This window comes from Bacillus cereus group sp. BfR-BA-01430, from assembly GCF_022663115.1.
In the GTDB taxonomy this organism is placed as follows: domain Bacteria; phylum Bacillota; class Bacilli; order Bacillales; family Bacillaceae_G; genus Bacillus_A; species Bacillus_A cereus_BD.
The window spans coordinates 201,480-220,832 of sequence record NZ_JAKUEW010000001.1 but is presented as its reverse complement, the minus strand read 5'-3'; the positions used below and the strand labels follow the sequence as shown (position 1 = coordinate 220,832).

The following is a 19,353-nucleotide window of genomic DNA, read 5'->3' as shown; positions in this document are numbered from 1 at the left end:
AAAATCTCATCATGTATAAATTGAACGTATCTTTTTGTCACCTCCCTTCATTATTTAAATACAGTACTTATACCGTTTTCCCCAAATATGAAATTCATTACAATTAATCCAACAATCATAATGATAGAGGTTGGTGCAATAAAGAAAGTTGTAATTAACGTAATCTTAGGCGATGCTTTTGAAGCTAGCTCCTTTACTCGTTCTTGCTGCATCACTCTCATATCTTCTGCTTGATGTTTAAACGTTGTCGAGATTGGTACACCAAGCTGTATACCTTGTAATAACGATTTAATAAGTGCTTGTAACTCCGGACAATCATTTCGGTCCAATAAGTTATCTAGAGCCTGTTCACGGCGTACGCCAAGCCTAATTTCTTGTGTAAATCGTTGAAACTCTTCACTTAATGCCCCTTTAAAATAAGGCAAAATTTTGGCTAAAGCTTGGTCAAATCCTAAACCTACTTGCAGCGTGACACTCATCATGTCTAAAAAATCTGGAAGCGCTAAGCGTACCTCTTCTTGTCTTCGTTTCGCCATACTTTTAATCCAGTAAATCGGATAAAAGTATCCTAGAAACGGAAAAGCAATCATAATAATTTGTGCAAACGGTAATCCAACAATCACCCAAGCAAAGCCAGTAAAAAAGCCAATTAGAAAGAGAGCTATTTTCAACCCTTGAAACCTCTCAACAGTCATGTTTTTCGGCTGTCCGGCTTTTTTTAACCAGCTTTTCACCTCTTTTGATTCGCTTAATATTTGTACTTTACTCCCAATAGCAGATAAATCATCTGCTAAAACAAGTATCTTTTCTTTTAAACCATGTTTACGTTTCTTCTTTTTCATATCATGTTGTACTTCTGTAATCTCTGCCAAATGACGAACCAATTTTTTTCTTTCCATTCGATACTCGTAAACTAGTTTTACGGCAAAACAAAAACTAATACAAAATAGAATTACAACAGGTAACATTAAAGTTTCCATCATCATTTACACCCTTATTTTTGTAACTTTTCGAATGAGAATAAACCCTAAGAATACACCAGTACCAAAAATGACTAATAATATGAAACCAACCGGTGTAAAAAGTGGATCAATAAATCCATCAATAATTGCATTCATTAGTAATACGAGAAAGACTGGCATAAACGGTAATATCATCGCTACATATTTTTGCTCTGCTGTTAATGTTTTTACCATCTGTTTTAATATTTTCCGCTCATCTAATGTTTGGGACATCTCGTTTAATGCAGCTGCTAAATTTCCACCTGCTTCTTTTTGCACTTGTAATGTCGCGATTAGTATATTTAAGTCTCTAGATTGATACTTATTTTAAAAATTCTCTAACACATGTTCTAAACTAACTCCTAACTGTAACTCTCGCGATAATTTAATAAACTCAACATTTGCTTTTAATATTCTCATGCTTTGGGCATAATTTTGTGCATGAATTAATTTAGTTGCTTCTTCGACTGGAACTTCAACTGCAATACCTAAAAACTTGTCTTTATCTTTAGACACCATAACTACAGGAACATCCTTCATAAACATCGTTGTTTCAGTACCTTCTCCTTCTTTCACTTTATCTGAAACGACTATATCTACTCGATCTAACGATTCCACAGCCTGATTAAATCCGACTTTTTCAGAAGCTTGTAAAGCAACAAGTCTAGTGTTTTCTTTTTGTAGATTTACAGCCTGTTTCAACATACTTTTCGTTACTAAATCGCCTTTTGATAATGGTACAACTGACACTTTGTTTTGAAGCTCTTTCATTTTTGTAATATGAGAACTTGTTACATACTTTTTAGGTAGCTCAATCGTTTCAATATCTTCTTGTGTAATGACTTTACGTGACGCAATATTTTTCGCTGCAACATACACCTTCGTTTTCTCTCCCATTTCTTGATCTAACTGCCCCATTTTTTGAACATACATAAAACCAGCTACAAGTGCTAACGAAAAAGAAATCACTAGTAAAATTATGGCTCGTCTCTTTGCTTTTAACATAGTTTTCTTCCATTCCCCTTTTTCAATATAATAATTGTCAGAATTGAGCACCTTTTGCGATAAAATAATACACAATTTTCATATATATTCCAATATATGTTTATATTTTTTATTTTTTGTAACACTATTTTAAATTTTCTAATTTATTTTTGCAAAAAAGTAACATTTTTCATCTTTTATATATATTTTCTTTTCTGAAGTTCGAATCGTTTTTACGAAAAAATATTTAATTATAGTAAATACACTAAAATTGGTAACATTAAAAAATGGTTCGTTACAGTCTGGGAACCAAAAGTTCATAAAAAACTCATTCACTTCACTATTTTTATTAAAATCCATGTCGAATTATTGAATATCTGTCACGTAATATGAAATTTCACCTACATTAAACATATTTCAACAAGCCAAATGAACAAATTATTTCGTGGAGGTTCCACTTCATACCCTTGTTCATTTCACTATATAAAAGTGATTTAGAGATGATTAAAGCAGTACCCTTTGAGAGTACTGCTTCTCATTTCATTTTTTATCGATGAATCCAAACTGCTCCTGCAGCATGACTCCCTAGCTTTGTCTGGATGATGTCGTTTATATATCATTTAGAATCAGCAAATGTTAAGAAATTTTTTCTGAAAACAAAAAAGAAGCTATCACGAAAAGGTCATTTTACCACCTTTTAGAATAGCCTCTTTCAAAACACACTTATGTAGTTGCAAAGAAGTCTTGCACATATTTCATAAATTCCTCTGGTTCTTGGCGAAATGGTGCATGATATCCTTTTTCGATAATATGGAATGTGCTATTTTTAAACAACTTATGATACAACTCACCATTTTTCCACGGAACACTCTTATCATGTCGCCCCCATATAATTAAAGTTGGCACTTTCATTTTATCTGCATCCATCACTATGCGGCGCTCTCTCATTTTCGTTAGTTCCTTATAATGTTCTTTATCATCTCGTCTATTTTTCACTGCATTTTTATCATAGTCCGTAATAGAGATAGACTCGCTATGAGATGAAAAGTTCGGCTTAGTGTCGCTTCCTTTTTGCTGAAAAGATTCAATTCCTGTCGCATCAGCTAAAATAAGATGTGTCACTGCATCTGGGTATAAATATGTTAAATTAAGAGACAACTCTCCGCCCATAGAATGACCGAGTAACGCAAACTGATCATATCCTAACTTTTTCATTAACTTATAATATAAATTTGCTTGATTTGGAAATGTATACTGAAAGTCCATCGGCTTGGAAGAACGTCCAAACCCTAAAATATCAACCGCAATAATCGTATGATCTTTCGCTAGTTCTGGATAAATATCACGAAATCCATCTGAAGAGCCGCCAAATCCATGAAGCATAAGAAGCGGTGGTTTTCCCTCACCAATTTGCTTAAAATATATCGTTTGTCCATCAATCTGTGCCATTTTTTCTTTTGTATTCAGTTTTGTTACTACCGTATCTTTCACTTCTTCTACTTTCGCCGTTGGCTTCTCAGCCATGCTGCATACAACTAACGCAACAAGAGCAATACAACAAATCACATACAACTTCAATCGCTTCAACATTATTGTCTCCCTTCCTCTATTTTGAATGATGAACAACTCTTCCTACTATTAGCTTTGACTTTTTATGAATATTTTATATCCTTCATAGTTGTAACTTATTTGATTACAACTATAATAAAAAATATATTTCGTATTCCATTTTCTTCATACTAAATATTTTGTAATCATTATAGTTACAAATAAAAAGTAAGTCAATTCCTTCTCTAAAAAGAATTGACCGTTCTGATCCAAGCACTTCCATTACCGAAATTGTATTTTACATAAGAGGAAAAAGATACTTTACTAGCTTCTCTTTTTCGTTCGTGAAACAACAAACAATCTCCCTTACGTTCATCATATCGAAAGGGAAATGTTGGAACAACCCTATTTCAAAATAATGAGATAAAAAAAAGAACGTCTCTTTATGAGAGGAAACGTTCTTCTCTTTCTATACATTTATCCAAACGTAACGATATCTTCTAATGTTGGTAACGATGGAATTGCCCCATAATTTGTGCACGTAATGGCTCCTACTTTGTTCGCAAATGTAGCAAATGTGCAAAGCGTCTCAAAGCTCACATCAAGTATATTTTCTTCTTTTGCAAATTGATACAACATAGCACCTACAAATGCGTCACCTGCACCCGTTGAATCCACTTGTTTTACAGCAATAGAAGGAATGATTGCTTCGCCTTCCCTTGTTGCAAGAAGTGTTCCTTCTTTTCCAAGCGTGATCGCAACACACTTTGCTCCTGCTCTCAGTAAAAATTGTGCAGCTTTCTTCCTATTCGTTTCTTTCGATAACATAATCGCTTCCTCTTCACTTACTTTTACAAAATGAGATTTGCTTATAAAAAAGAAACAATCCTTACAAAATTGCTCTTTATCTGTAACGAGGGCATCGCGATAGTTTGGATCAAACGAAATGAAGTGATTTTGTTCTTTCGCATATTGCAGCAATTTAAAATAAGTTTCCTTCAACTCCCCTGGCAATAAAGCTGTTGCGGATCCGAAATGAATCATATCACCTCGCTGCATTTTCGAAAGGTCAATTTGCTGAAACTGATACTCTCCATCCGCCCCGCGCATAAAAGTAAAATCACGTTCACCGTGCTTATCAATTGAAACAAAAGCAAATGTTGTTTGCTTCTCTTTGACAAGCATAGACGTATCAACCTTGTTTTCTTGCAATGTTTTTTCTAAGAAATCACCAAAAGGATCCTTGCCAACTTGCCCCATAAAAGAAGCGTTTCCGCCTAATTTTGCAATCGCTGCCGCAACATTTGCTGGAGCTCCGCCCGCTTTCTTTTCAAAATGTATCCCATCACGTAATGATGCATGATCACAACAAATAAAATCAATTAGTAATTCACCGATGCAAAATACTTGCCTCATTCTTACTCTCTCCTAAGTTTCTATTGGATCATCTGAAGTTTCCTCTTTCTATATGCGAAAACAACAAAATTGTCTCTTAAAATTATCATATCGAAGAGACTCTTTTGAAACAACTATATTTTAAGCGAATCGTATTTTTGAAAAAAGCGGGATAAAAAAAGCAAGTCACCTTAGCTATACACCAAGATCACTTGCTTTTTTACATTTCCTTATTTATGAAAAGAAGGTTTATAGAACGAACGGTTATCAAGCGCAAAGACGCGTTCTGTGTATTCGCCTGGTTTTGTGCGTCCAAGGGCGCGGTCCATCATGTTCATTTTTGCATCTAAATTATCAATGTAATGTAAAATTTCCGCTTCTTTTACTAATGGTGGTTTTGGGCTTCCCCACTCCGCTTTGCCATGATGAGATAAGACGATGTGCTGAAGGATTAATACTTCTTCTCCTTCAATTTTCAGCTCTTCTGCTGCTTTTCCAATTTCGTTCACCATAATTGAAATATGACCGAGTAAGTTACCTTCTAATGTATATGTTGTCGAAATTGGACCTGATAACTCGATGACTTTACCAAGGTCATGCAAGATGACACCTGCATAGAGTAAATCTTTATCTAAAGATGGATACAGCGTCGAAATTGCTTTCGCTAAATCCAGCATAGAGACAACATGGTAAGCAAGCCCTGATACGAACTCATGATGATTTTTCGTCGCTGCTGGATAGTCTAAGAAATCGTTTTGATGCTTATTTAATAAATGTCTTGTTAGACGCTGAATGTTCGAGTTTCTCATTTCAAATATGTATTGCGTAATTTTTTCCACCATATCTTCTTTTTTCACTGGTGCTTTTTCAACAAAGTCTGAGATATCGGTTACTTCATTCGGATTTGCAACACGGATTTGCTTAACACGAAGCTGGATGCGTCCTTTATAATTTTGAATATCACCAGCTACTTTTACAATTGTTTCTGCTGTATATTGTCTCTCTACTTCCGGTGATACATCCCATAGCTTTGCTTCAATATCTCCGCTTTGGTCTTGTAAGATTACTGTTAAAAACGGTTTCCCGTTACTTGCGATTCCTTTTGTTGCTGTCTTAATAAGCAAGAAAAGATCGACTTGTTCACCAACTTCATATTCTGCAATTTTCTTTTTCATCCTGATTCCTCCACCAACTTAAGTACTTTTAGTATAGCACACTACACGCTATTTTCTTTACGCTTCTGGCGTTAATTTTATTATCTGTTTTTCCGTAAAGAACGATAATAAGTGAGCATGACATGTAAAGAAGATGACTTGTCTCTCCTTTGCAATCTCTTTCATTAACGCGATTGTCCGCTCTGTCCGAACCGCGTCGAAATGAACAAAGCTATCATCAATAATAAATGGATAATGATGTTCAAACGTATGAGCAAGCGCAAAACGTAGTGATAAATAGAGCTGCTCCGCCGTTGCTTGACTAAGCTCATAACTGTAAAAACGAAGTCCATCACTGCGCTGAACGATAAATGGCTCTGTTTCTGACGGTGAAAAGATTTTGCCATATTTCTCACCTGTTAAGTAAACAAAATACTCCTCCGCCTTTTGTAAAATGCGCGGAAGCTGCACTTCATGATAATATTGCTTCGTTTTCGTTAACACCGCTTTCGCTGCCGCATATGCCGCCCACTTTTTCACTTGTTCTCGTACGTGTGACTTTTTCATTTCCCACTCATGTAATACATCCCCGTACGTACTACCTTTTTCTAAATTTGCAATTTCGACGCGGCACGCTGCAATGCGCTCCGTTTGTTCTTTTTCTTTCGAAAGAAGAGCTTGTATGTGCTGCATTTCTTCTCTTAATTTGTCTTCATAACCGTCTACTTGATAGTTCTCTTCTAAAGATAAATGTGTTAGGCGCTGCTTTAACATATCAATTTGTGGTAAGAGGCGCTGTAATTGTTTCTCTGCCTCTTCACGTTTTTCTGCTTGCACCCCTGCTTCCAAAAATGATTCCTCATCCTTTGCTCCCGCCATGTTCCATAATCCATCTCTTTCAGATTGAATTTGCATCATTTGGTGCTGTAAGGCTGCCTGTTCTTCCCGCCACTCCGCAAGCTTCTCTCGCCATTGTTTCAACTCTTGCATTTTTTCTTTTTCCTGCTGAATACGATGAGTGATTTTCAGAAGTGCATCAAAATCTGTTCCTGCCAAAACATGTTTTAGTTTATGTTCAAATTGCGAAATCATTTCATATAATGCATCTTTTCGCTCGAGCTTCTTTCCTAATTCTCGGTACAATTGTTGCATCTTTTCCACTCGCTCAAATGCCGGCAATAGATGCGCATGCGTATAAAAGGCTGGAAAATGATAACGTTTTTTATATCCATCTACCTGCTCCCCTACACGAAACGTATCTCTTTCCCACTCTTCATATGCCGAAACAATCTTTTCATAGCTTCTTTCTATTTGCTGCAATTTATAAGCCTCTCGCTCAAATACTTTGCGCATTTCTTCATCTTTTTCTAACTGATAACGAATGGACATAACTTCTTCACTTTGCCGTCTCTCGTTGTTTTGCTGACGTGTGAACAACTCTTCTTGCGAGCGGCTTGAAGCGGGGTCTTTATACAAAACAAATGCCAGTACAATGAATACAAAGAAAATGACGCTTGTAAATAATAAAGCACGATAATCTAACAATACACCCGTTAGTAAAACTCCTATATTCATAAGTAATAAGAAGAAACAAATTTTCTGCCAACGATTTTTCTTTTCAAACGTGCCTCTTGTTCTTTCTTCATATGTACGCTGCGTACGTTCTGCACTTGTATGAATTCCACCTTGAAACGATTTTTCTTTCTGAATAAGCGCTTGTCTTTCTTCCTCTGACAACATTTGTTTTCGAATGTATGCGATATGTTCTTCCTGTTCTTCCAATTGCTCCTGCGCCACTTGAAAGTTCCGATCTAACTCCTGTTTCCGCGCTTCTAATTCTCTCGCTTTTTGAACCGTTTGTGTAATCAATTCTTTTACCGCCAGACTTGTATCAAAAGAGAGCACGCTTTCTTCTGCAAAACTAGCGCCAATTTGCTGTTGTAATTCTTCTATTTCTTCTCTTATATTTTGAATACCGCTCGTCATCTCTCGCATTTCTTGGCGCGCATTTTCATATGATAGGTGCTGCATGCGAAGTTCTTCGACATCACTTTCTTTTTGCAAAAGCGCCTCATCTATTTGCAGCAATTTCATTTTCGATTGTGCCATGTCCATCTTTTCTTGAAGTGTACGTAACTGAACATGAAGTGGTTCAAGCTTTGCTTTTATCGATTCATAGCGTGCGATACCCGAAACAGGAAAATGCTCCGGCTGCTCTTTCAATCCCATTTCGTAAGTTCGTTTTTCAATCATAAGCGGCTGAAGTGCTGACAAGATTTCATAATCTTGCTTGCGCTGCTCTGCTCGCTCTTTTTCATGGCGAATTTGAACGAGTTTCTCTTCACTTTCCTTGAGCTGCTTCACATGTTTTTCATACGTACCAATCTTTCCTTGCCATTCATTCAATTTCTCTTTCAGTTTCTTCATCTCTTGCAGTGATGCATTAATCTCAGGCTTACGACCATTCGGTTTAAAGCGCTGATCCATTTCTTTTTCTAGCTTTTTATCTAGTCGCAATAACGCATCACTTCCAACCGCACTTGCTGAAAATAAATAGTTTCCAATTTCCGCTTCGCCGAGCTGATGAATATTTTGTAAACCGTGCATATCAAATGAGAAAACAGAGTCGAATAACCGCTCGTTCATCCCATTTGTAATAGCTTGCAACACTTCTTCTCCGCCCGTTTTTCCATCTTCAAAGTAAACTGTTACTTCCCCGCTTGCTGTTTTCGGAAGGCGCTCAATTTTTATCCGGCCATACTGCTTCGTCATCACAGTGATTGCTCCGCCATACTTACCGCCTTCTTTCGGTTCATAACGCTTTTGTCCCCTAGTCTGAAAGCCGAATAAAATGCTTTTCATAAACGAACGAATCGTTGATTTTCCCGCTTCATTTTCACCATATAACACCGTCAACAAGGAAAGATCCATTTCCACATTTTCTAGTTTTCCATAGCCATAAATATGGAGTTTTTCAATTCTCATTTTGTCTCCCTCTCTTGCTGGAATAATTGCTCTACTATAATATTTTCTGCTTCCTTTCGAATCTCTGCTTGTTCCTCATCTGAAAACGGCTCAATAGCGTTACGGGCAACAGGCGATGTCCAAATCATTTGAAGGATTGGATCCATATTTGAAAAAGACTCTAACTCTTGCAATACGCTCCCCACAAAATGATTTTCTTCCTTTAACCGCTGAATTTCTGCCAAGGACACGGTCTCATTTTTCCACTTCATCACATAAACAAAATCTTTGCGCTCTTCTCCAGCACTTAAAATATGAAAAATCTCTTCCACACGTTTTTCATCACGTAAATAGGGAGACAGCGGACCTTGTCCTGTCAAAATAACAGTTAGAAAAACTCCTTCTTCAACTTTACGCTGCTTCTGCAATACTTCTGCAGCAACCTTCATAAAATCATCGACAGTATCCAGTCCCTCAATTGAAAGTTCCATCTCTTCCCAAATCACGTCCGCTGTGTGAAAAAACGAACACTTTGTCTCTTGCTCTGTCATTTCCACAAGATATGCACCTTTTTCACCCATTTCCTTCCGGTGACGCCCTTGTATATTCCCTGGATAAATGATAGGTGGATTCTCTGCTAACATCTCACGCTTATGTATATGGCCAAGTGCCCAATAATGAAATTCTTTTTCTTTCAGTTCACGAATTTGAAATGGTGCATAACGATTATGCTCTGCATCCCCTTCTACACTGCCGTGAAGCATCCCAATATGAAATGGCGCATCGCTCATTTTCGTATACTGCGCTGTCATATTATCGGTTACTGCTTGTTGTAAATAACTAAATCCATAAATAGAAGCAAGACGTTCTCCATCTTTGTAAAATGACTTTTCTTCCACATACGGCTCCGTAAATATATGAACATTGCTTGGAAACTCAATCGCCGCCCAGCTTCCTCCTAAATGATCATGATTACCGTGAATGATATATACCGAAATGTCATACTGCGCAAGTCGTTTCATCTGCTCTCTTACAAATACTTGCGCGCGTAAACTTCTCGTATCCGCATCATATAAATCACCAGCAAGCAATACAAAATCAACGCGTTCTTGAATGGCTTTATCAATGATACGTTCAAATGATCGAAATGTACTTTGCTTCATTCTTTCCCAAATAGACGCTGGTACACTCATTTCCATACCTTTAAATGGGCTATCTAAATGCAAATCAGCTGCATGTATAAACTTTATTTGTTTCACTAACAAACGATCCTTTCTATCCTTCAAAAGTTTCACTTTATTGTAACACGCTATGTCATATATTTCTTTGCATATTCTATCGTTTTATGACAAAATAGTTATAAGATTCTGATTTTAAATTGGAGGGGAATTTTCATGGGAGTATACGTTCTAACAGTCTTTGAAAAAGATGGTTCCAAAGCATTAGATGAATCGTTCGAGGCCGCAACAGAAAAAGAAGCGAAATTAAAAGGAGAATCTATCTTACGAGAAAAAGGATTGTATGAAAAAACACATCGCTGCACATCCTCTGCAGGAAAACTTATTTTATTCCAGCGCTAAAAAAGAAGCGTGATTCGCTTCTTTTTCATTCAACATCTTCATCACACCACGTAAATACCACATCAAGAATACGATTTCCAATACGCACGCGTCTATTCCACTGTCCAGTTTGAATTTGGCGCGTTAATTCTTGTTTCATTTTCTCCGTCCAGTCGTGAATGGTTCCATTCCCGTCGTACGGATATATGCCTGGAAATTCTTCCTGCAGCACGCTTAAACCTTCTACGTCCAAATGAAAATGGAAAAAGTAGTTAGCTGTTAGCGATGGTTCTTGCAATTTTAAAAACGGGTCATCAATTTGCTTTCTATTTCGGTAAAAAGTAAAAATATTTACCTTTCCGCTCGTAATTTGGTCAATTTGAATTTCGTGCTTCTCTATCATCACGTCTGTCCACCTCGTTATATACTACCTTTAGTATATATGTCTTTTGCAACAAAGTTAACTATTTTACACGAAATTCATTTCCTTCATCTATGTCCCGCTCCAAAAATCAGAAGCAATTATAAAAAAATAACTTGAAGGGGAGAGATACTATGCATTTCGGAAGTAAAGGTTGGTACGTAAAAGAACTGAAAAAATTAGGTATTCGCACGTATGAAGGTAGAAAACTAGAATCTTATCGTGCACACATATTAGCTCGCTTACTTGAAAAAGTAAAAAGACAATCTGCTTAATAGAAGAAAAGAAGCAACGCTTTTGAGCATTGCTTCTTTTCTTCATTTATATCCCATTTGTATAAAGTGAAACTTTAATCAGCGGAGATTTTCTTCATCCTCACTAAGTATGAGCTCCCACTTTACTGCCCACAAATAGCGGGATCAATTAAAAAGGCACTCTCATAAATGCCTTTCTCCAACTTGATAACCACTTTTACTTTAAGCTTGTTTGCTTGAGAAAACGAAAGAGAGACGCCTAAGAGCATCTCTCCATCAAATTAATAAGTATATAGTATTCTTGAAATTCTATCTCCTGTACTATCATCAAGACGCCATCTATCATCTCCGTTGCTATTCATCTTAACTACGGCAGACTCTTCAACAGAACTTGTACCCACTTCAGGTAATTGAGAAGATGCATATTCAAATACTTGTTTTTTCAATTCATCATAAGAAATATTAGGATTTTCACTTTGGATTCGCTTTTGTTCCGCTTCAACTTTTGGTCTCAAATCCCTTAACGCAAGCGGCTTCGCTTTTATTTCTACTTCCGCTGTTCTACCATCTGCATCCATAGAGATTACCTTCGTTTCAAATTTCACATTTTTTTGCAGTGCTGTTTTGAAATTTTTAAAATAAATATCGAGCGATTCTTCTGTCATACCAGATAAGGAAGAACCTGCTAATGAGGATTTCTTAACTGATTCTGCGACCATCTTCTGGAATTCCGCTCCATCTTCACCTGTAAGGTCTTTCATTTTATCTATATCTTTATCGTAAAAACCTGCGTTTAAGTAAGCTTCTAACGCTTTAGCAGGGCGTTCCAATGCTTTTGCCTTATTTGTAAGTTTTTTCCCATCAATTACAAACTTTATTTTTTCCGGCTTTTCTTTTTCAGAAGGAGTCGTGCGATGCTTCTTATATTCTAACTCATAAGAAGAAGCCTCTTTCACATCAAAATATATAGCCCCAGATACTTTTCTACCTGGATCTACCACATCAAAAGAAAGTCTATCCTCATCATATTTCGAATACGCTTTCATTTTTTCATCTTTGACATATAGGGCAAAATCGTCTGGAGATAATCTCAACGCTTCTTTCCCTATATTTTTAATACTTACCTTCACTTTCAGAACTCGTCCATTAAGAGGTGCTGAATCTTCTTCAGGCAGCGTATACTCTGTACTTTCTAATGTCATCTCATAACTTTTACTCTTTTGATTCTTTTCTTCTTTCTGCCCCTTAGAAGAGCTTTCTTGTTTGACTTCCTTTGTACTTTCTGCTGATTTACAAGCGCTCATCCCCCCAAGTGTAAGCGCCGCTACCATACTAATCCCTACAAATTTCTTTAAATACACTGTAATCTCTCCAATCCCCTTATCTATTTACTAGTTGAACAAGTAATATTATACCATTATATCTTTATATTTACAGTATTTTTTGATTGTATATAATTATCTGAATATATAAACTAGGTGCTTTCCAAAAGAAAAATCCTCTTACAATAAGCAAATACTGCCTACTATAAGAGGACCTACTTTTTCTATTATATACGTACCGCTGTACCACTTACCGCAACCATTAACATTCCATCACGAACAACTTCGTAATCTACATCAACGCCAACAATTGCATTGGCACCTTTTCGTTTTGCTAGCTCTTTCATTTCTGCCATCGCAACATCACGCGCTTCTTTTAACTTGCTTTCATACGCCCCAGAACGCCCACCGACAACATCACGAACAGAAGCAAACAAATCACGGACAACATTTGCCCCCATAATTGCTTCACCATTTACAATATCAATATACTCGCTAATTTCTTTCCCTTGAATTTCATTTGTTGTTGTTACAATCATGACTGACACTCTCCTATCATATTTTTGTATTTCTTATCGTTTATTATGACACAAAAACAAAAATGAAGCGATTGCATCCCCTTACAAAACCGTGACAGATTTGTAAAGAATGGCTCTTCACACTTGCTTTACTTTTTCTTCTTTTCATGATCTTAAAGCGCGAGAAAGCTCCGTAAAGATTACCCCTAATGCATAAGCACCGGCATCTGGATATCCTAAGCTTCGTTCTCCAACTGTACCAGCACGGCCCATTCGAGCAACGATTTCTTTTGTATATTCCGCCCCTTTAACAGCAGCCTCTGCTCCTTTTTCAAAAGCCGTTTTAAAGTCTACACCATTTGCAGCACTGTCTAACCAAGACTGTACACAAGGTGCAAATGCATCCACAAGTGTTTTATCGCCTACTTCAGCTCCTCGTCCGAAAGAGCGCTCTCCAATCGATTGTATACCTTTTAAGGAAGCTTCTAACATGTTGGCAAACTCTCCAACTGTTAATTCTGTTTGATCTCCGGCAGCCTTACTCGCAGCGCGGAAAGCTCCGCCCCAAATTGGACCAGAAGCACCGCCGCAATGTTCCATAATGACCATAGAGCACGCATCTAGAAATGTTCCAATATTGAAAGGCTCTTGTTTCAATATCGAGCTCCACTCACGCTTCAACTGCTTGAATCCTTTCGCAACACTCATTCCAAAATCTCCGTCACCTGCATGCGTATCTAGTTCACAAAACGGTACTTCATTTTGAATAATAACTTCACTCATTTTATCAACAAGATACATCATATTGTCTATTGTGATTACCTCATTTTGAATTGTCGCATGTTTCTCCGCTGTTTCTACTTCAAACGAAACTTGTTTTTCTTCCTCTTCTTCTAGAGGCATATATGCTACACTCTCTACCGGACCATCTACTTGAAATGCTGGCGTATGACACTCTTTCGATAACAATGTCTTTAGCTCTTTATCCAATTTCATAATAGTGAAAGAAAGCCCAGCCATATCAATACTTGTCATGTAGTTACCAACAAATGTTCTATTAATTCGTATGTTTCGTTTACTTAGTTCTCTCGTAACTGCATTGTTAAATACATACAATTCTTGAAGCGGTGTACCGCCAAAACCGTTCACTAAAATAGCAATTTCCGTCTCTTCATCTAGCTCTAAATCTTTCAAAAGGTCATTTGTCATGCGCATTGCTAGCTCATCTGCGCTCATAATTTTTTCACGCTTTCTTCCTGGCTCTCCGTGAATACCGACCCCGTATTCCATTTCATCTTCACCTAGTTTGAAAGTAGGTGAACCACTAGCCGGAACTGTACAAGAAGTTAGCGCCATACCAATTGTTCGAACATTCGCCGCTGCTTTTTCCGCTACAGCTTTAACCTGCATTAAATCCATACCTTCTTCCGCTGCTGCACCGGCAATTTTATGCACAAGTATAACTCCAGCAACACCGCGGCGACCAACTGTATAAAGGCTATCTTCTACCGCAATATCATCATCTACGCGAACATATTCGACTCGAATGCCATCCTCAGTAGCTAAGTGAGCACCATTTTTAAAATTCATAATATCGCCGCTATAGTTTTTAATAATAAGGAGCGTACCTTTTTTGCTCGCTGTTGCTTTAATAGCCTGATATACTTGAATTTGTGAAGGGGAAGCAAACACATCTCCGCATACTGCCGCATCTAACATTCCTTGTCCAACTAATCCTGCATGAGCTGGTTCGTGACCACTACCGCCACCACTAATTAATGTAACTTTATTTTCATTCATTTCTTTTTTCTTAATTACTTTATACTTTTTTAATAACTCAAGTTCTGGATGCGCCATGACCATTCCATTGCACATCTCCATCACGAGCGTTTCCGGCTTATTTATAATTTTTTTCATTTGTCATTCCACCTTTATTCATTTTGTTGTTTTCCTCAATTATTCTTCACATGTTTACATCATTAGATGAATTTATAGAAAATTCCTACCTCGATCCATCTCCCTTTCCGTTATGTTATATTTGAAAGGGTATGATTAACTATATTAAAATGAAAGCGTTTTACAGTAAACGAAAAAAAGAGCAGTCTTCATTTTTTGAAACTGCTCTTTTTCTTCTATGTTGCTTACCATACCTTTTTCATTTTATTTCGCACGAGTAATAGAATTCCACCTAAAATCGATAACACCCCTAAAGGCATTGTATGAGATTTGCTCGCTCCGGCGTTAGGAAGTTCTCTATTTTCAGTTTTCGACTTAAAAAAGGTAATGCGATTCTCCTCTTTCGCTTGTTTCTGCTGCGCTAGTTCAGAGACTTGCTTTTCTACATTTTGCTTCGCCTCTGTTAATCCAGCGATTTTCTCTTCTATATTTTGTTTTTCCTGTCTTAATTCAGAGACTCTGTCTTCTGGCTGCTTCGTCTGTTTCCATTCAGCTATTTTATTTTCTATCGTTTGCTTTATTTGTTTTAGCTCGTCCACTTTTTCTTCCATTTGTTTGACAAACTGTTTTAATTCAGACATATGCTCGTTTATATGTTGCTTTGCTTGTTTCAGTTCAGCCACTCTTTCTTCTGCAGTTTGCTTTAACTGCTTGAATGCCTCTATTTTCTCTTCCACATTTTGCTTGATTTCTTTCAATTCAGGCATTTTCTCTTCTATATTTTGCTTTTCCTGTCTTAATTCAGAGACCTTGTCTTTCACATTTTGCTTCGCCTGCTTCATTTCATCTACTTTCTCTTCTATATTTTGTTTTTTCTGTTTCCATTCATCCACTTTGTTTTCTATATTTTGTTTTTCCTCTTTCCATTCCTCGACTTTGTTCTTTATATTTTGCTTTTCCTGTTTCCATTCATCCACTTTGTTTTCTATATTTTGCTTTTCCTGTTTCCATTCATCCACTTTGTCTTTCACATTTTGCTTCGCTTGTTTCCATTCAGAAATTTTCTCTTCTACATTTTGTTTCATAGAATCTTGTATTTGAGTAGGTTCATCCGCTTGCGCATGAATCGTGTCAACTCCCGTAATCATCGCTAAAGCAAGTGTGGCTATCACTACAGTCTTTTTCGTACCCATTATTTTGTACCTCTTTTCTTTCATGAGTAATGAACGATTATATAAATCAAAAATATAAATCATACATATATAATATCAATATAACATTATATCAAATGTTTATAAATGTAACTAGGACCGTAGAATGATATGCACAGCCCTTTTTTCTATTTTTTTAATAACCAACAAAGTAGCGAATTTTATCAACTGGTCGATACATCATGTCGAAGCATCACTCATATCGTGTAAAAAAGAAAAACCTGTCACCAAAAGGTCATGTTGTACGACCTTTTGGCACAGGTTTTTCTTACGATTTAAGCGTTTAAACTTTCACCGTTTGTTGCAATGGCTTGTTTATACCAATCAAAACTTTTCTTTTTGAATCTTTTTAACGCTTTATCCGGAAGAATTCTCCTTCCTCAAGCGTGTGCAGGACGATAACCCAACGGTAGGTGGGAGATAAATTTCGGTTTGGCATAGCCAAAATATTTTTGATAAACTAGAAACATGAAGTTCTTTGATAACTTGATATATAAGGTTGCAGGAAGAAAACAAAGTGCGAAAACCAAGCCGTTCGGTTCCTGCGTAAAATATCAACCGTAAAAAAGAACGTCCAAGCGTTGGACATCTAGGGGTGGAATAACCCGAAGTAACGCTCAGGGAGACGAAAGGTTGCTTTCGTCGTGGAACTGAGAAGCCCCTACTTCAAAATTCGTTAGAATTTAAGTGGCGGGTAGTTCACTGATCCTTTTCCTTCATTATCTTTATCAACATCAATATATCCGTAACGTTTCTTCATTTCACCTGTTGAAGCGCTGACAAGGTCAATTGGGCCCCAGCTTGTATATCCAATCATCTCTACTCCGTCTTGGATTGCCTCTGGAAGTTCAATCATATGTTTTCGTAAATACTCGATGCGATACTCATCGTTTATCTCTTCTTCAGCATGTAATGTGTCAATTGCACCTAGACCATTTTCCACAACAAACAGCGGCTTCTGATAACGATCGTACAGTTGGGTTTGCTGTAATACGGAACCCTTTCGGATCAATTGTCCAGCCCCATTCTGATTTTTCCAAATATGGATTTTCAACAGAGCCAAACACATTTCCGCTTGTAATACTCTTTAATACTTCAGGGTCTGTACTTGCTGCTCGGCTAGCATAGTAGCTAAATCCAATATAATCCACTGTATGTGCTTTTAAAATGTCTTCACCTCAACAAATTTCACATATAAATAAAACATCATTCTATTCTTACATAAACCTTTTTCATTTATTTTCACATTCATATTTATACATACATATATTATTCGTGAGGAAACGATTTCCTAATTCTGTAAAATAGATATTTTTTATATTACATTTCTCAAAAAATATATGTAATGAGGATACATTATTTTAAGCTGTTATATAAATACCTTTTAATTTGTATGAAGAAAAGGATGATTGTATTGGAAATTAAAGGAGCTCAAGGGATATATGATGATGTTATTAGTCTAGGGCACAATTGTTATACTGCTATCCATCTAAGAAAATATGGGCTACGTAAATATGCTGGTCCTCTAGATTGGTTTGTGTCTCCAGACCTTTCTTCTATTAATCAATTACTAAAAAATAACTTTATAGACTTTATGGACTTGAAAAATATGCATGCATTGCCAGATAAAAATGTTCTTTTTCATGATGGCGTAATACAACCTGTTTATTCTTACATTGTAAAAGACACAAAATATAACGTAACATCCTATCATGATTTCCCTATTATCTCAAATAAAGATTGGTTTATCACATACCAAGATTTCAAACAAAAATTAGATCGAAGGATTGATAATTTTTACAAAAGAATGCAAAATTCTCAATCTATTTTATTTGTTAGATGGGGCGGAGATTTGACTGAAACGTTAGAATTACAATCCATTTTATCAAATATTGTTAAAAATAACTTTAAGATACTTTTACTCTATCCAACAGGACTTGAAAATGAGATACATGAGTTGGAATGGGGAATAAATCATGTCTTTCCAATTCAAGTTTCAAGTAATTATCTAAATAAAAGAACTTGGTATATCCTTTTAAAAGATATACACTTAAGCTAAAAAATACAACATGACGATCATTCAAATCGTCACTAGAATTTATTTGACCCCTCTCCTATTTCTTTGGATACTTATCAATTTCATTCATATAGTTTAATAATTGTATGACACGTTTATCATATGTGTGATGATTTAAAGTTCTAATCAGCCCATTTTTCGCTATTTGCTTTCTCTCTTTTACATTTTCTAAATAATATTCCGTTTTTTCTATAAACTCCTGTGGGTTACAAAAAGTTTCGATTTCAACACTTGGTATATAGTGCTTCGCTATATCTGGACGTATATCCGTTAACTGAAAAGAACCTGAGGAATTAATTTCAAATGTTCGATTATTTACTGAATATGCAGCAATATTTGCTGCATTACTATTCATGTCCTTATCATATGGTGAACGGTGCAAATTAATATTAATTTTAGTAGATAAATAATATTGTAACGCATCTTCATATTTACCAAGTGGTAAGAGTTTTATCTTATCTTTCAAGATTTTATAACTCTTCAATTTTTCCCAACCAAATCCTACAATTTTCAAGTTCTTACAAACTAAATATTCAGAAATTGAGTCAACGAATTCAATTCTATTTTCAAACGCTGTACCAATAAAACTAATTTCATAATGATGAGTCTTATCTTTCAAATCGGGTTTATATACGTTATGATCCGCTGCTAAAGGGAGATGAAAAACATTTTTACATCCCCTACTCCTATAAAATTTAATACAATTTAAATCCTGAGTAAATATGTAGTCATAATATGGAACAATATTTTGGGTTAAATCCGTATAATAGGGATCATCTGTCAACCAAATTCCTGTCGTAAAGCCCAAATTCTTTAATTCGGGGATTATTTGATTAAACTCTTCTCTTAAACCATGCAATACCAAAATAAAATCCGGCTTTGTCCGTACTGCTGTTTTTATTGCTTTCTCTATATGTACCATCATTACATTGCTGCTTGCCCTTTGTAGACTATTAAAAATTGCTATTTCTAGTGCTGGGAAATAAGAAGGAATTCCTGATCGAATAAATAAGATTTTTTTAACATTATTTTCGTTCATGTCAATCCTC

Annotated in this window: 16 protein-coding genes and 2 pseudogenes; 3 read left to right on the top strand and 15 right to left on the bottom strand. The window is 36.2% G+C overall.

All coding sequences use genetic code 11. The features are described 5' to 3' along the window. Positions 1 to 50 precede the first annotated feature (50 nt). The 8 genes and pseudogenes from MR058_RS01145 to MR058_RS01110 all read right to left on the bottom strand — a co-directional run bounded on the left by MR058_RS01145 (position 51) and on the right by MR058_RS01110 (position 10,305). Positions 51 to 980, bottom strand: a complete 930-nt coding sequence (locus MR058_RS01145; protein ID WP_242142074.1) for a type II secretion system F family protein — start codon at positions 978 to 980, stop codon at positions 51 to 53. 6 nt (positions 981 to 986) lie between these two features. Continuing rightward, positions 987 to 1,301, bottom strand: coding sequence for a type II secretion system F family protein (locus tag MR058_RS01140; protein ID WP_396021416.1), 315 nt, complete (start codon positions 1,299 to 1,301; stop codon positions 987 to 989). A gap of 27 nt (positions 1,302 to 1,328) precedes the next feature. After that, positions 1,329 to 2,006, bottom strand: a complete 678-nt coding sequence (gene cpaB / locus MR058_RS01135) for a Flp pilus assembly protein CpaB (protein ID WP_242142072.1) — start codon at positions 2,004 to 2,006, stop codon at positions 1,329 to 1,331. A gap of 702 nt (positions 2,007 to 2,708) precedes the next feature. Continuing rightward, positions 2,709 to 3,575 (bottom strand): alpha/beta fold hydrolase, encoded by an 867-nt coding sequence (locus MR058_RS01130; RefSeq protein WP_242142070.1) that lies wholly within the window; start codon positions 3,573 to 3,575, stop codon positions 2,709 to 2,711. A gap of 435 nt (positions 3,576 to 4,010) precedes the next feature. Then, a complete protein-coding gene (locus MR058_RS01125; protein WP_242142068.1) occupies positions 4,011 to 4,949 on the bottom strand; it encodes a carbohydrate kinase family protein in 939 nt (312 codons plus the stop codon). 209 nt (positions 4,950 to 5,158) lie between these two features. Continuing rightward, complete coding sequence (yhaM, locus tag MR058_RS01120) at positions 5,159 to 6,103, bottom strand: 3'-5' exoribonuclease YhaM (protein ID WP_242142066.1); 945 nt, start codon at positions 6,101 to 6,103, stop codon at positions 5,159 to 5,161. Between the two features lie 41 nt (positions 6,104 to 6,144). Continuing rightward, a pseudogene (locus MR058_RS01115) lies at positions 6,145 to 9,067 on the bottom strand (ATP-binding protein). Next, positions 9,064 to 10,305 carry a metallophosphoesterase family protein gene (locus tag MR058_RS01110; protein WP_242142062.1) on the bottom strand — a complete coding sequence of 414 codons (1,242 nt, stop codon included), beginning with the start codon at positions 10,303 to 10,305 and terminating at the stop codon, positions 9,064 to 9,066. Before MR058_RS01110 ends, MR058_RS01115 begins: the two are co-directional and overlap by 4 nt. 135 nt (positions 10,306 to 10,440) lie before the next feature. Here MR058_RS01110 and MR058_RS01105 point away from each other — a divergent pair, with 135 nt between their 5' ends. Next, a complete protein-coding gene (locus MR058_RS01105; RefSeq protein ID WP_242142060.1) occupies positions 10,441 to 10,626 on the top strand; it encodes a YhzD family protein in 186 nt (61 codons plus the stop codon). Positions 10,627 to 10,651: 25 nt separating this feature from the next. Here MR058_RS01105 and MR058_RS01100 read toward each other — a convergent pair whose 3' ends face one another. Continuing rightward, complete coding sequence (locus MR058_RS01100; protein ID WP_242142058.1) at positions 10,652 to 11,011, bottom strand: hypothetical protein; 360 nt, start codon at positions 11,009 to 11,011, stop codon at positions 10,652 to 10,654. Between the two features lie 149 nt (positions 11,012 to 11,160). Here MR058_RS01100 and MR058_RS01095 point away from each other — a divergent pair, with 149 nt between their 5' ends. Beyond that, positions 11,161 to 11,301, top strand: coding sequence for a YflJ family protein (locus MR058_RS01095; RefSeq protein WP_011983883.1), 141 nt, complete (start codon positions 11,161 to 11,163; stop codon positions 11,299 to 11,301). Positions 11,302 to 11,561: 260 nt separating this feature from the next. Here MR058_RS01095 and MR058_RS01090 read toward each other — a convergent pair whose 3' ends face one another. The 5 genes and pseudogenes from MR058_RS01090 to MR058_RS01070 form a co-directional block, all read right to left on the bottom strand. Continuing rightward, the gene (locus tag MR058_RS01090) at positions 11,562 to 12,641 is read right to left on the bottom strand and encodes a DUF5105 domain-containing protein (RefSeq protein WP_242142056.1); all 1,080 of its coding nucleotides are present in this window, start codon (positions 12,639 to 12,641) and stop codon (positions 11,562 to 11,564) included. Between the two features lie 188 nt (positions 12,642 to 12,829). After that, the gene (locus tag MR058_RS01085) at positions 12,830 to 13,141 is read right to left on the bottom strand and encodes a heavy metal-binding domain-containing protein (protein ID WP_242142054.1); all 312 of its coding nucleotides are present in this window, start codon (positions 13,139 to 13,141) and stop codon (positions 12,830 to 12,832) included. A gap of 144 nt (positions 13,142 to 13,285) precedes the next feature. Continuing rightward, positions 13,286 to 15,037 carry a dihydroxyacetone kinase subunit DhaK gene (dhaK, locus tag MR058_RS01080; protein ID WP_242142052.1) on the bottom strand — a complete coding sequence of 584 codons (1,752 nt, stop codon included), beginning with the start codon at positions 15,035 to 15,037 and terminating at the stop codon, positions 13,286 to 13,288. Positions 15,038 to 15,261: 224 nt separating this feature from the next. Then, entirely contained in the window at positions 15,262 to 16,209 is a 948-nt protein-coding gene (locus MR058_RS01075) for a cell wall anchor protein (protein WP_242142050.1), read from the bottom strand. A 718-nt stretch (positions 16,210 to 16,927) separates the two neighbouring features. Beyond that, positions 16,928 to 17,402: pseudogene (locus MR058_RS01070) on the bottom strand (family 1 glycosylhydrolase); the annotation flags it as partial. A 230-nt stretch (positions 17,403 to 17,632) separates the two neighbouring features. Here MR058_RS01070 and MR058_RS01065 point away from each other — a divergent pair. Then, positions 17,633 to 18,286, top strand: coding sequence for a DUF1796 family putative cysteine peptidase (locus MR058_RS01065; protein ID WP_242142048.1), 654 nt, complete (start codon positions 17,633 to 17,635; stop codon positions 18,284 to 18,286). Between the two features lie 55 nt (positions 18,287 to 18,341). Here the strand turns inward: MR058_RS01065 and MR058_RS01060 are convergent, their stop codons facing one another. Next, positions 18,342 to 19,343 (bottom strand): CgeB family protein, encoded by a 1,002-nt coding sequence (locus tag MR058_RS01060; RefSeq protein ID WP_242142046.1) that lies wholly within the window; start codon positions 19,341 to 19,343, stop codon positions 18,342 to 18,344. Positions 19,344 to 19,353 lie beyond the last annotated feature (10 nt).

Bases quoted from the DNA above. Each gene is read 5' to 3' on its own strand.
- MR058_RS01145 (WP_242142074.1), bottom strand. From the start codon at position 980: ATGGAAACTTTAATGTTACCTGTTGTAATTCTATTTTGTATTAGTTTT.
- cpaB (WP_242142072.1), bottom strand. From the start codon at position 2,006: ATGTTAAAAGCAAAGAGACGAGCCATAATTTTACTAGTGATTTCTTTT.
- MR058_RS01130 (WP_242142070.1), bottom strand. From the start codon at position 3,575: ATGTTGAAGCGATTGAAGTTGTATGTGATTTGTTGTATTGCTCTTGTT.
- MR058_RS01125 (WP_242142068.1), bottom strand. From the start codon at position 4,949: ATGAGGCAAGTATTTTGCATCGGTGAATTACTAATTGATTTTATTTGT.
- yhaM (WP_242142066.1), bottom strand. From the start codon at position 6,103: ATGAAAAAGAAAATTGCAGAATATGAAGTTGGTGAACAAGTCGATCTT.
- MR058_RS01105 (WP_242142060.1), top strand. From the start codon at position 10,441: ATGGGAGTATACGTTCTAACAGTCTTTGAAAAAGATGGTTCCAAAGCA.
- MR058_RS01095 (WP_011983883.1), top strand. From the start codon at position 11,161: ATGCATTTCGGAAGTAAAGGTTGGTACGTAAAAGAACTGAAAAAATTA.
- MR058_RS01085 (WP_242142054.1), bottom strand. From the start codon at position 13,141: ATGATTGTAACAACAACAAATGAAATTCAAGGGAAAGAAATTAGCGAG.
- dhaK (WP_242142052.1), bottom strand. From the start codon at position 15,037: ATGAAAAAAATTATAAATAAGCCGGAAACGCTCGTGATGGAGATGTGC.
- MR058_RS01075 (WP_242142050.1), bottom strand. From the start codon at position 16,209: ATGGGTACGAAAAAGACTGTAGTGATAGCCACACTTGCTTTAGCGATG.
- MR058_RS01065 (WP_242142048.1), top strand. From the start codon at position 17,633: ATGATTGTATTGGAAATTAAAGGAGCTCAAGGGATATATGATGATGTT.
- MR058_RS01060 (WP_242142046.1), bottom strand. From the start codon at position 19,343: ATGAACGAAAATAATGTTAAAAAAATCTTATTTATTCGATCAGGAATT.